Here is a 13,206-nt window from a genome sequence, read left to right on the forward strand (position 1 = left end):
TATAATTAAAGGAGAATTTTATTTATGGCAACAGCTGATAATAAAGGTACTACTCGTGTTGCGCGACGCGAACAAGAAATAAGCACTAACAAAAAAGGCAACAAAGGTAAAAATAGTAAAGGTAAACTTTTTAAACGTATTTTTTTGAGCTTACTTGCTCTATTCGTTATTGGCGTAATTGCTAGTATCAGTTTATTTTTCTATTACGCCAAAGATTCACCAAAAATAACATCAAGTAGTCTTGAAAGTACCCCTGCAAGTGTCATTTATGCAAAGAATGATGAAATCATCACTACCTTAGGAACTTCAAGAGTCTACGCTGAATCGTCTGACATGCCGCAACTATTAAAAGATGCCATTGTTTCAATCGAAGATAAACGTTTCTATAAACATAATGGCGTTGATCCTGTGCGAATTGTAGGTGCAGCCTTGTCAAATATCACTGGTGGATCAGCTGGTCTTCAAGGTGGTAGTACTTTAACACAACAACTTATTAAATTATCTGTCTTTTCGACAAAAGCATCTGATCAAACAATAAAACGAAAAGCGCAAGAAGCATGGCTAGCATTACAAGTAGAGCGTAAATACAGTAAATCTCAGATTTTAACGTTCTATGCTAACAAAGTCTTTATGGGAAATGGTATTTACGGGATGCAAACTGCTGCAAATTACTATTTCGGTAAAAAATTGAATAAATTAAATACAGAACAAATCGCGTTAATTGCTGGTATTCCTAATGCCCCATCTTCTTATAATCCTTACGCGCATCCAGAATACGCAAAGGAACGACGTAATGAAGTTATTGATGCAATGTTAGCAAATAACAAAATTTCGGCAAGCGAAGCAAGTACAGCTAAAGCGACACCAATTACTTCAGGCCTAAGAACATCACATTCTGCCGAAAAAGATACTTATAATGCAAAAATTTCTGATTCCTATTTAAAAGAAGTTATTCAGTCTGTTAAAGATAAAGGTTTTGATCCTTATAACAGTAGTCTTAAGATTCGTACAAACTTAGATTTGGATGCTCAGAAACGACTTTATGATATAGCTAATACAAATAACTATGTGGTCTATCCTGACAGTAAAATGCAATTAGCTGTTACCATGGTTGATTCAAAAACTGGCGCTATTTCAGCTATGATTGGTGGCCGTAAACAAACAAATGTTACTTTCGGGTATAATCGGGCTGTCGCAACTAGTCGAAGCAACGGTTCAACCATGAAACCTATTATGGATTACGGTCCTGCTATTGAATATCTAGACTACCCAACTAATCAAAAAGTTAGCGATACAAAATATTACTACCCTGATGCTACTACAAAACAATTAAATGATTTTGATAATAGCTATCTTGGAACAATGACAATGCGAAATGCTTTGATTCAATCACGTAATATCCCTGCTATTCGGACACTTGAAGCGGTTGGATTATCAAAAGCCCAAGGATTCGTCAAAAAACTTGGTGTCTCTAAGGATCAAGTTGATACTTACTCATCTGGTATCGGTGCAAACATGTCAACGACTCAAAATGCAGAAGCCTATGCAGCATTTGCAAATGGTGGAACTTATCACAAAGGGACTTATATTTCAGAAATTGAAAGAAAAGATGGTACAGTTGAAAATTATTCTAGCTCAGGTACTAGAGCACTGAAAACATCAACTGCTTATATGATTACTGATATGCTAAAAGGTGTTATTAATAGTTCTAATGGTACAGGTACGGCAGCTCAAATACCGGGTCTTTACCAAGCGGGTAAAACCGGTACTACTGATTATCCATCAAATGTTGCTTCTAAATTTCCATCTAGCGCAGTTATGGATTCATTATTTTCCGGCTATACTTCAAATTACTCAATTGCAGTTTGGACAGGTTATGATTCACCATTAGTCGCAAATAACTACTTAGATGTTAATTCTCAACATCTAGCTGTAGGTATTTATAAAAACTTAATGCAGTACGTTTCCCAATCAGTTTCAAATACGGATTGGACAAAACCTTCTGACGTTTATCTGAAAAATGGCGAATTATCATTAACAGATTCATCTACTGCAGAAACAACAACAGCAGATAGCAGTTCATATTCAGTTCCTAAGATATCAAATAGTTCTAGTTCTTCAGAAGAATCTAGTTCAAGCAGTTCTTCTAGTTCAAGTAGTTCTAGTTCTTCAGAAAGTTCTAGTTCATCTAGTAGTTCTAGCTCCGCTATTAGTTCAAGTGCTTCATCTAAAGCAGACAGCAGTAAAGCCGTTTCGTCTGCTACTCGTTAAATAAAAACCTGGCGATATTCAGTTAAAATTCTGAATATCGCCAGGTTTTTATTTATTTCATTAATTTGACCAATGATATAGGGGTATTTCCGGTTTATCATTAGATTCTTTTGTATTGTCATTATTCTTCACATTATTTGAAAAGTTCTGTTGTTGTCTTTTTTCTTTATCTTTTTTTATGTCTTGACTTGTTTTTATATGCTTCTTTTCCCAATTTAGTAAAATTCTATCCATATATTTTAAACTGTATGCCTGATTAAGGACAGCTTCTTTCAACGCCATCAAAATTAGTTCTGGAATATAGTGGTCTTGATCAATCCACATGCTAATACTTTCTAATTCCATTGGTGATAAAGGTCTTCCAAATTCAACTTCAATTTTTTCATAAACCTCTTTTCGAGAATTATTACTCTTAACAACTTCAACCTTTTCTTGTGTCCTATGACTTAAATTATTTAATTTTTCATATAACACACTAAAATCAAATTGATCGGTGCTGTACCCATTTGAATCATCAATTGTTTTGATAGAAATAACTTTTTTTTCGATTAATTTCTGCAGTAATGTATAGGTTTCCTGGGCCGTCACGCCCATTTGACTGGCAATTTGATTTGTATCTGGAAATTTATTACCTGCTTGATTAAAGCTTAATAGATGGATTAAGAAAATTAATTCATCACTTGATAATCCAATTTTTCGATAATTCCGTAAAATTAAATTAGACACATGGGTTTCCCCTGCTTCTAAAAATTGACTCATAAATGCATCCATAACGAAAATGCCTCCTTAATTAAGAAAAGAACCTTAAACAATTTCGTTTAAAGGTTCTTTTTCTCTACTTTTTTATGGGTAAATACGGTTTAATAGACGTGGGAATGGAATAGCCTCACGTATATGTTCTTCACCTGTAATCCAAGTTGTTGCGCGTTCTAATCCAAGACCAAATCCTGAATGAGGAACACTACCATATCTTCTTAAATCTAAATACCATTCGTAATCTTTTTCGTTCAATCCAGCTTTTTTAATTTGTGCTATTAAGTTATCTACATCAGTTTCACGTTCTGAACCACCAATAATTTCGCCGTAACCTTCAGGAGCTAATAAGTCAGCACAAATAACGACGTCTTCTCTCGTTGGATGTGGTTTCATGTAAAATGGTTTAATTGCTTTAGGATAGTTTAAAACGAATACTGGCATACTGAAATGTTCTGCCAAATAAGTTTCTTCAGGAGATCCAAAATCATCACCCCATTTAGTATCAGGAAATTCACCAGAATTTTGTAATAATTCGACGGCTTCATCATAAGAAATTTTAGGGAATGGTGTTTTTGTATAACTTTTTAAGACTTCTTTATCTCTTTCGAGAATATCTAAAGCATAGTCACAGTTATCTAAAACATTTTGTACTAAGAACGCAATATATTGTTCTTGTACTTCAAGACTTTGTTCTTGGTGCATAAATGCCATTTCGGGTTCAATCATCCAAAATTCAATTAAATGGCGTCTTGTCTTAGATTTTTCAGCTCTAAAAGTTGGTCCAAATGAGAATACTTTACCAAAGGCCATTGCCCCAGCTTCTTCATACAATTGACCTGATTGTGACAAATAGGCATCTTTGTCAAAATATTTAGTATGGAAAAGTTCAGTTGTACCTTCTGGTGCACTACCAGTTAAGATAGGCGCATCAATCTTTATAAAACCTTCTTTATTGAAAAATTCATATGTTGCGCGAATAATTTCATTTCTAATTTGCATAACTGCATATGGTTTCGTTGAACGTAACCATAAATGACGATGATCCATCAAAAATTCTGTTCCATGATCTTTAGGTGTAATTGGATAATCTTGACTATCACCAACTAATTCAAGTGATTTAACTTCAATTTCATAGCCAAATGGTGAGCGTTTATCTTCATGAATCTCACCAATAACGTAAAGGCTAGATTCCTGATGTAACTCTTTTGCCATTTCAAAAGTTTCTTCACTGACATTACTTTTTATCACGACACCTTGGAAAAAGGCACTTCCATCTCGTAATTGTAAAAATGCAATCTTACCACTTGATCTTTTATTAGTAAGCCAAACACCGATTTTTACTTCTTCGTCTACATGGTTTTTAGCATCAATTATACTAATTGTTTTCAATAAACTTCCTCCTCATTACGGTCCTAGTTGCTAGATCGATTTCATTCCTTTTATAATATCATTAGTCAGATATATTAGTCCATAAGACAATTATATATTTTCAACGGATTTTAAAACTTTACCATTTGAGAACTGCAGTGTTTCATAACAAAGAGCTTTTTTCTTGTTCAAATAACTCACTTCCCATGCAGGTACACCGTTGTATATACCAAGTCCGACATTCAATATTTTACTAGGTTTTTTTTCATTCCAGATATAAGTTAAAATATCATTTTTTGTCTTACCATTTGATTGTGATAAGACTTTAACTTTTCCACCTTTTTGAGCAACAATCACATAAATTCTTTTATTAGCTTTTGTTGTCCCTGCAACTGTAAAATAAGTTGCATCCCTATTATATCTATAAAATGCTGTTTCTTTATCTAGTTTTGCGTATTTTTTAGCAATTGTAACAGCTTCTTTTTCAGCTGTAGCCATCGGTGATTTTGCGCGATTATATAAAATAAAAGCACTTACCACAATAACTAATATCGTACCAAGTATCGAAAGAAAAACGATGTTTTTTGATTTTTTGGGGGATCTTCGCATGATCAATTTTTCTCCTGTCTTAGTTTTATACGGTCATATTATAACAGACATTATCTAATTCTGATTAACTATCAGAATTAGATAAAAACGTCTTTAAATCAATAATAATATCTGCCAATGGTTCATTTATAAGTTGTAATTCATCCGGCAATACTTCAATCATTTTTTTACCATAACTTTGATTTATCAATCGATTGTCCAATGCAATCATTGCCCCTTTATCGGTTGACGTCCGAATTAAGCGTCCAAACCCTTGTTTAAGCTTCATTGTTGCTCTAGGCAGTGAATACTCACTGAATACATCCCTACCTTGACCTTCAAACTCTTTTTCTTTCGCCTTTACATTTAACGACTCTGGAGACTCAAATGGTAACCGCGTCACAATTAAAAGTTCTAATCTATCATTTGGTAAGTCAACGCCTTCCCAGAAACTACCAGTACCCATTAAAATAGCGTCTTTACCTAATAAAAATCGTTTTTTTAATTTTTCAGGCCGTCCTGTAACACCCTGAACTAAAAGTTCACGATCAAGATGTAACCCTCTTTTTGTTAATAACCCATAAACATTTGCTATCGTATCAAGCGAATTAAATAAAATTAACGTTTGTTTACGTTGTGATTTTATAATCTCATAAACTGAATCAGCCAAGTAAGATTCATAAAGCTCTTTTGATGATCGAACATCAAAAGCATCACTTGCTACATACAATTTAGCTTGGTTACTATAATCAAAAGGACTCCCTAATTTTTTGATTTTGTAATTATCATCTTGTATATCTAGCTGATCAATAATGTAATCAGGATTACCTGGTAGTAACAAAGTCGCCCCAGTAAACGTCAGGTGATTAAAGTGCCGATAAATTACTTCAGAAAGAAAATGAGTTGCATCTGATAAACTAAATTCAAATTGCATTTTGTCTGTTTGTCCGTTAATCGGAAAACTTAACCAAAGCACCTTTTCATTTAGCTTGTCTTGATTTTGTTCAAATATAGTCCAGCCCTCAGTTTCTGCAAATAATTGCTTAAAAAAGTTATGAACACGATTCAAAAGCTGTTGCTCATCTTGGCCGATATTTTGTTGGCTTTTTGCAGCGATATAACGATCTCGTAAAATGGCATCATCTCTTTTTAAAACAGTTATCACTTTTAAAACAGATTCAAGCATAATTTTATTTCGATTAATCAATCCAATTAGCTCAGTTGATTTTAAAATAATTGCTTTTCCGGTCGTTTCATTTTTTGCTGCTGAATTCCTACTAATTTGTCGACCATATTCTCTTGAAAATTGTCTGATGAGTAACTCAACTGATTCCCGTAATTTCCTAATTTCTGTTAATAATTGATTGTTTTCACTAGCTGTTAAGAAATTAATTGCCATTAAGTCATTAAAAGAAAATTTTTGTGAACTTTGTATGCTAGTCAATAATGAATCACACATATTAATAATTTTCCAGAATCGAATGCGTCCTTTATTTGACTGTAGAGCAACATCAGCAAGATGCTGTGCTTCATCTACAATTAATTCAGGCGCAAGTTTTGTACGATCTGAGTTAAATAAACCAGGATGCTTCATTAAAAAAGCATGATTTGTAAAAATAATTGCTGACGATTCAACTTGTTTATATAACGTATTAATAAAGTCAACTTCAAAAAATTGATCAGTTAATACTAAACTCCCAACCCCTTGATGTTCAATTTGATTAAAAATGGGATTTTGATAACTTGAAAGTTTTAATTCATCAAGTTCACCAGTTTTAGTCATTGTCAGCCATACTAAGATACGTATTTTCATTAAAGCTATCTGTCCAGAGGTTTCTTTTTGTGTTAATTCTTTTTTAAACGCCGCTAAATTTATATAATGGTTACTGCCCTTCAAATTTACTGCAGCTGTTTGAAAAGGCAATAATTTGTTAAGTAACGGTAATGCCTGATTCATCAACTGGGTTTGAAGTAATGTTGTCGCACTACTAATCACAATTTGTTTGCGATTTTGAGCATGATAAGCTGCTGGAATTAAATAACCTAATGTTTTACCGATTCCTGTAGGAGCCTCAATAATTAATGTTCGATTTCCACTTTTTAAATGTTCAGAAATAAGGTCCATCATCTTTGCTTGTTCAGGTCGCCAACTTAATTGTTTTTCAAATATTTTTTTCTTATCTACTTCTGCTTCAGGATAAACATAATTCGTTAAATTAAATGTATCTTGTTTCCTACGTTGAAGGACAATCCCTCCAACAATGTATAGATGATCTGGTAGTCTTTCCTGTCTTCTATTTTTATCACTGTACGCATCAGAAAATAATTCATTTGTATTTCTTAATAAAAATGAACTTAAACGATTTATTTCAAATAAGGTTTCTCTTGGAATCGTTTCTAGTCGAGTTAATAAGAAGATAAATAACTCAGCTGTCACATGGGCATCACTATCGGCATGATGCGGATTTTCGTGAGTCAGATTCAAATATCGACTCAGATCTTTTAATTTAAAACTGGGTGCTGTTGGCAATAAGATTTGACTAAGCTGTACAGTATCGACACCTTTTATTGATAATGCAGGATAGCCAACTCTTTCTAACTCACTATTGATAAATGGCAAATCAAAGTTAATATTATGCGCAACAAAAACTGTATCTTGGAGAATCGCGTAAATCGTTGCGGCGACGTCTTCAAAATAGGCAGCCTTTCTGATTTGACGGTTTGTAATCCCTGTTAATTCTGTAATAACTTTCGGAATTGCCATACCAGGATTAATATCAAACGAGAAAGAATTTATTATTTGATTTTTTTGAACTAAAACGCAACCAAATTGGATCATTCGATCGCCACTTTTAAGATTTGTTCCCGTCGTTTCAATATCCACTACAGCATAAATCGTATTTTTATTCATTGAAGTTTATCACCAGTCTTTTTAAGTTAACGCATTTATGTTTATTTTACCATATTGATTAAAGAATCATATGCCAAAAACTAAATCATTATAAATTCTCAAAGTTCATCCAGTCCATTATAGCTATAACGACAATTTTAAGGTATGATAATGGAAGTAAATTCATCTAGAGAGGACTCTTTTTTTGAACAATTTGTCAGATAATACAGAAGCAAAATTTCTTGGTACTAGCCATGCTAAAATTATATTAATCGGCGAACACTCTGTTGTTTATAGCCAACCCGCTATTGCCCTCCCTTTACCAAATGTTAAAATATCAGTTTTAACGGAAGCAATGGCAGATAAACAATGGATCACAAGTCGTTTTTATAGTGGTGAACTGAAAAATGTTCCCATGAATATGCGTGGCATTAAGCAAGTTATCCAGTACATTTTAAAATCATTGAATAAACGACATCAATCATTTAAATTAACGATTGAAAGTGACATCCCATCTGAACGAGGGATGGGTTCTTCCGCTGCCACAGTTATTGCCATAATTCGAAGTTTGTACGCTTTTTTTGATACGAAAATCGAACGCGATGAACTTCTACTTATTGCCAATATCGCTGAAACAACCACACATGGTTCTCCAAGTGGTATCGATGCCGCAACAACCAGTAGCCGCGATCCCATTTGGTTCATTAAGCACCAAGAGGCTTACCCTGTCCCATTAAACATAGAGGCAACCTTAGTGATTGCTGATACGGGAATCAAGGGCCAAACGGGTTTAACTGTTGGTCAAGTTCGTGATCGCGTCTTATCAAGTCCTGACGTTACTGAAAAAATAATTTCCGAACTTGGTCAATTAACAAGTATGGCTAAGGCACAAATTGCGACAGATGATGCTATAAGTTTAGGACACACATTATCTAGGGCTCATCATTTACTAAAATCTTTAGGTGTTAGTCATCCCAAATTAGATGCACTTGTCAAAACAAGTCTAGAAAATGGCGCTTTAGGTGCCAAACTTACCGGTGGTGGTGGCGGTGGCTGTATGATAGCCCTAGTTAAAACACCCGAAGAAGCTTTAAATCTAAGCCATCTCTTAAATCGTAATGGTGCCATTGCAACTTGGATTCAACCCCTTAAAAAGGAGTCACAACATATTGAAAAATAAAATTTCAGCTCGCGCCCATACTAATATTGCACTCATTAAATACTGGGGTAAACAAAATAAAGATTTAATTATTCCTTACAACAATAGCCTATCCTTAACGTTAGATCATTTTTATACCGATACTACGGTAACTTTTGACGATACGCTAACTGAAGATACCTTCTTTCTAAATTCTAAACAAAAAAAGGATAACAAAGTATCAGCCTTTTTAGATATTGTTCGTAATCAAGCACAAAAAAATATTTACGCTAAAGTAGAATCAATAAATCACGTTCCAACTTCAGCAGGACTTGCGTCATCAGCGAGCGCATATGCTGCACTTGCGCTTGCTGCTAGTCAAGCAATTGGTTTAAATTTAAATAAACGCGATTTATCACGATTAGCACGTCGTGGTTCTGGTTCAGCTAGTCGCTCTATTTTTGGTGGCCTAGTTGAATGGGAAAAAGGTCACAATGATGAAGACTCCTTTGCTATACCGATTGAAGAAACGATTGATTGGGATCTTCAAATGATTGCTATTATGATTAATAGTCATGAAAAAGCGATTGATTCTCGTTCTGGAATGCAACATTCCGTGGACACATCACCTTTCTACAATGAATGGGTTAAATCTTCTGAACGTGATTTAATTGATATGAAAAAGGCTATTATAGAGAAAAACCTCGAAAAAGTTGGTCAAATTGCTGAAAATAATGCAATGAAAATGCACGCAACAACTTTAAGCGCTAATCCCAGCTTTACTTATTTTAATCCTGACAGCATACGTGCTATGGATGCTATTCGTGACTTGCGTCAAGAAGGTATTACCTGTTACTTCACAATGGATGCTGGTCCAAATGTTAAAATAATTTGTTCCAAAACTGAAACACCTTATATTTTAAATAAATTAAGTCCACTTTTTGGTGCAAAAAATCTTTTGGTTGCCAAGCCTGGACCTGGAGCGACACTTATTTAGTGTTATCCATATTGAAAGGAATTGAGCTATTTGATCACCGCTAAAGCACCAGGAAAACTTTATATTGCAGGAGAATACGCAATTGTTGAACCTGGATCACCAGCAATTATTGTTGCTATTGATCAGTTTGTAACTGTAACAATTAAAAAGAGTAAAGAAACAGGTAGTATTTCATCTAAACAATACCAAGAAAATTCTTTATCTTGGTATCGTCAAGGGACAAAAATTATTTTTGATAATCGAGATAACCCCTTTCACTACATATTATCGGCGATTCATTTAACCGAATTATATGCACAATCCATCGGAAAACAGATGGTTAATTATCATGTCAATATTGATAGTGATTTAGATAGTACTGATGGTAAAAAATATGGTTTGGGCAGTTCTGCTGCGGTTACCGTAGCAACCGTTCGTGCCGTTTCACAATTTTATAATTTAAAATTAACGGATAACGCTCTATTTAAATTATCAGCAATGGCTCACCTAGATGTTCAAGGAAATGGTTCACTCGGAGATATTGCCGCTAGTGTTTATGGCGGATGGATTGCTTATTATTCATTTGATCGAGAATGGTTAAAAATTATGAGACAAGGTACGCCACTAACCGAACTTTTATCTATGGATTGGCCTATGCTTTCTGTCCAACGCCTACCGCAACCTAAAGATTTAGAATTATTAATCGGTTGGACTGGCTCTCCAGCTTCAACTTCCATTTTTGTTGATAAGATGGCCCTTTTTAAAGCAAAACAAAAAAAGACTTACTCTGAATTTTTAGAAGATTCAAAAAAATGTGTCACTGCAATGATTGATGGCTTTAAATTAAACAATTCCATCATTATTCAACAAGAAATTACAAATAATCGAATGATTTTACAACAATTAGCCGATGCTAGTCAGGTAATAATTGAAACCGAATCATTAACTTCCCTTTGTAATTTATCAGAATCCCAACATGCTGCCGCAAAAACATCAGGTGCTGGCGGTGGTGATTGCGGTATTGCATTAGCAACCTCTGAAACAAATCGTACTGAATTATTTAAAGATTGGGCACAAAATGATATTCAACCTTTGGATATCAAAGTGACCTTATAGGATAAGGAGTTTTTTATGATTAAAGACGATAATTTAATTCAAAGTCACAGAAAAGATGAACACGTATTTATCGCCGAAAAATTATTCAATACGGAATCAAAAAATCAATTGAATGAGATCAAGCTTATTCCTTCAAATTTACCTGAACTTTCTATTAATGATATTCAATCTAGCGTTGAGCTTCCAAATTTCTCGTTTCAATCGCCCTTTTATATTAATGCTATGACTGGTGGCAGTGAACAAACGGGTATTTTAAATCAACAATTAGCCGAAGTTGCAGCTATCACAAATACACCAATCGCGACAGGTTCTCAAAGTATCGCCTTAAAAGACCCTTCTAAGGCTCATACATTTAAAATACTTCGTGAAAAGAATCCAAATGGTCTCATTTTTTCTAATTTAAGCGCCAATGCAACACTAGATCAGTCAAAAAGAGCCGTTGATATGATTGAAGCAAACGCCCTACAAATTCATATTAATGCCGCTCAAGAAATTATTATGCCAGAAGGTGAACGTGAGTTTTATTGGTTGAAGAATATTGAAACAATCGTAAATAAGCTTGAAGTACCCATTATTGTTAAAGAAGTTGGTTTTGGGATGTCTCATAAAACGGTTCAACAATTAGCTGATATTGGTGTACGTTATGTTGATATTTCTGGTCGTGGCGGCACAAATTTTGCCATGATTGAAAACGAACGTAGACATGCTAAAGATTTCTCCTTTCTAGAGGATTGGGGCTTAACTACAGCTGAAAGTCTCATTGATACAAAATCTCTGCAAACAGGCTTAACAATTTTTGCCTCTGGTGGTATTCGTACCCCATTAGATATTGTTAAATGTCTCGCTTTAGGCGCTAAAAGTGTTGGTATCTCTGGTGCATTCTTACACATTCTCAATAAACAAGGTCAAGATGCGCTAACAAATACCATATCAGATTATCAATCAAAAATTAACATGCTTATGCTGTTACTTGGCACCAAAAATTTAAGTGATTTAACAAAAATTAGAATGATTTTATCACCTGAGTTACAAAATTTTAAAAATCAAATATAATCATGTTTACATAAAAAACGCCAAATCAGTTAGATAATGAATCTAACTGATTTGGCGTTTTTATTAATTATTACGTTTATTAACTCTTCTACGGATAACAAAGTAGAAAACAACGGAAGCAACGATAAATAGAGTACCTTCGAACTCATACAGAGCTATCATATTTGTTTTAATCGAAAATTGTGACTGACCAATCGCAGTTCCTATTAAGCCACCAACTAAGAATGATCCCATGTAAATTAGCAAGTTATTCCAAATAATAACTTTTTTTGATTGTTTGATAAATTTCTGATTACGAATTTGTTTACTAACACCAACAATCCAAATATAAGTTGCGACCATAACACTAGCAATAACAGCCATTAAGCCCACCGCTTGTTGCCAATGTCGACTAATCCATGAGTTATTAGTTAAAATTAAATTATCATTAACCTGTTTGGAAACTGTTGTATTAGTTAATTCGGTCGTTAACACATTCTTAGTCACGACATGCTTTGAATCAAGAATAATATTTGTATTATTTGCCTTCAATTTACTTATGTCTGCAGTTGACATTGCAATAAAAATTTGATTATCCAACTCAGAATTGTATTTATCACCCATAATACCGATGACAGAAACGTATTGCCCATTTAATTTATAATACTGCTGATGAAATGGCGAGTATAATTTTTTTTCAATATTTCGACCAACTACTGCTACCGGAACTTCAGATAAAAAATCATTATTTGAGAAAAAAGTTCCAGAAACCATTGGTGGCTTATCATAACTACCCTTCGCATAAAAATAAGAAATATTTTTTTTGTTTTTTACTTGATAATGAATTTGAAAATCAGAAATTTTTTCTGATTTTGCTAACGTTGTATTATATTTATCTAAATTTTGTTCTTTTGTTTTAAGAACATATGCATTTTTAGATAGATTATGATTATCTAATTTTGTGATTAAATCTTTTTCCTGCATCTTAAAAAATAAAAATGTGGTAAAGAATGTAAGTAGTAAGATAGCTACTATAAATATGTATCTTCTTCGCATCATCAATTTAATTTC

Annotated in this window: 10 protein-coding genes; 5 read left to right on the plus strand and 5 right to left on the minus strand. The window is 33.7% G+C overall.

The window, feature by feature from the left end:
• Positions 1-24: 24 nt before the first annotated feature.
• Positions 25-2,271 carry a transglycosylase domain-containing protein gene (locus tag AC1RPY_RS02625; RefSeq protein WP_481762177.1) on the plus strand — a complete coding sequence of 749 codons (2,247 nt, stop codon included), beginning with the start codon at positions 25-27 and terminating at the stop codon, positions 2,269-2,271.
• Positions 2,272-2,331: 60 nt separating this feature from the next.
• Here AC1RPY_RS02625 and AC1RPY_RS02630 read toward each other — a convergent pair whose 3' ends face one another.
• The 4 genes from AC1RPY_RS02630 to AC1RPY_RS02645 all read right to left on the minus strand — a co-directional run bounded on the left by AC1RPY_RS02630 (position 2,332) and on the right by AC1RPY_RS02645 (position 7,894).
• Positions 2,332-3,042, minus strand: coding sequence for a DnaD domain protein (locus AC1RPY_RS02630; protein WP_481761290.1), 711 nt, complete (start codon positions 3,040-3,042; stop codon positions 2,332-2,334).
• A gap of 72 nt (positions 3,043-3,114) precedes the next feature.
• Positions 3,115-4,416 (minus strand): asparagine--tRNA ligase, encoded by a 1,302-nt coding sequence (asnS, locus tag AC1RPY_RS02635; RefSeq protein WP_409022573.1) that lies wholly within the window; start codon positions 4,414-4,416, stop codon positions 3,115-3,117.
• Between the two features lie 90 nt (positions 4,417-4,506).
• A complete protein-coding gene (locus tag AC1RPY_RS02640) occupies positions 4,507-5,004 on the minus strand; it encodes a cell wall elongation regulator TseB-like domain-containing protein (protein ID WP_481761289.1) in 498 nt (165 codons plus the stop codon).
• A gap of 64 nt (positions 5,005-5,068) precedes the next feature.
• Positions 5,069-7,894, minus strand: a complete 2,826-nt coding sequence (locus AC1RPY_RS02645; RefSeq protein ID WP_481761288.1) for a helicase C-terminal domain-containing protein — start codon at positions 7,892-7,894, stop codon at positions 5,069-5,071.
• A gap of 184 nt (positions 7,895-8,078) precedes the next feature.
• Here AC1RPY_RS02645 and mvk point away from each other — a divergent pair, with 184 nt between their 5' ends.
• Genes mvk through fni form a run of 4 tightly spaced genes read left to right on the plus strand, consistent with a single transcriptional unit; the run spans position 8,079 to position 12,156 of the window.
• On the plus strand, positions 8,079-9,053 hold the full coding sequence (gene mvk, locus AC1RPY_RS02650; RefSeq protein ID WP_481762176.1) for a mevalonate kinase: 975 nt from the start codon (positions 8,079-8,081) through the stop codon (positions 9,051-9,053).
• Positions 9,043-10,008: a diphosphomevalonate decarboxylase gene (mvaD, locus tag AC1RPY_RS02655; RefSeq protein WP_481761286.1), complete on the plus strand. Its 966-nt coding sequence runs from the start codon at positions 9,043-9,045 to the stop codon at positions 10,006-10,008. The genes mvk and mvaD overlap by 11 nt, the downstream gene beginning before the upstream one ends.
• Positions 10,009-10,038: 30 nt before the next feature.
• The gene (locus AC1RPY_RS02660) at positions 10,039-11,103 is read left to right on the plus strand and encodes a phosphomevalonate kinase (protein ID WP_481761406.1); all 1,065 of its coding nucleotides are present in this window, start codon (positions 10,039-10,041) and stop codon (positions 11,101-11,103) included.
• Between the two features lie 15 nt (positions 11,104-11,118).
• Positions 11,119-12,156 carry a type 2 isopentenyl-diphosphate Delta-isomerase gene (gene fni, locus AC1RPY_RS02665; protein ID WP_481761285.1) on the plus strand — a complete coding sequence of 346 codons (1,038 nt, stop codon included), beginning with the start codon at positions 11,119-11,121 and terminating at the stop codon, positions 12,154-12,156.
• Between the two features lie 63 nt (positions 12,157-12,219).
• Here the strand turns inward: fni and AC1RPY_RS02670 are convergent, their stop codons facing one another.
• Complete coding sequence (locus AC1RPY_RS02670) at positions 12,220-13,194, minus strand: ABC transporter permease (protein ID WP_481761284.1); 975 nt, start codon at positions 13,192-13,194, stop codon at positions 12,220-12,222.
• Between the last annotated feature and the right edge of the window lie 12 nt (positions 13,195-13,206).

This window comes from Dellaglioa sp. CoH-56-MRSF-12 (assembly GCF_056782075.1).

Excerpts from the sequence above, each read along its gene's own strand:
- fni (WP_481761285.1), top strand. The coding sequence starts at position 11,119 with ATGATTAAAGACGATAATTTAATTCAAAGTCACAGAAAAGATGAACAC.
- AC1RPY_RS02630 (WP_481761290.1), bottom strand. The coding sequence starts at position 3,042 with ATGGATGCATTTATGAGTCAATTTTTAGAAGCAGGGGAAACCCATGTG.
- AC1RPY_RS02645 (WP_481761288.1), bottom strand. The coding sequence starts at position 7,894 with ATGAATAAAAATACGATTTATGCTGTAGTGGATATTGAAACGACGGGA.
- AC1RPY_RS02640 (WP_481761289.1), bottom strand. The coding sequence starts at position 5,004 with ATGCGAAGATCCCCCAAAAAATCAAAAAACATCGTTTTTCTTTCGATA.
- AC1RPY_RS02625 (WP_481762177.1), top strand. The coding sequence starts at position 25 with ATGGCAACAGCTGATAATAAAGGTACTACTCGTGTTGCGCGACGCGAA.
- AC1RPY_RS02670 (WP_481761284.1), bottom strand. The coding sequence starts at position 13,194 with ATGATGCGAAGAAGATACATATTTATAGTAGCTATCTTACTACTTACA.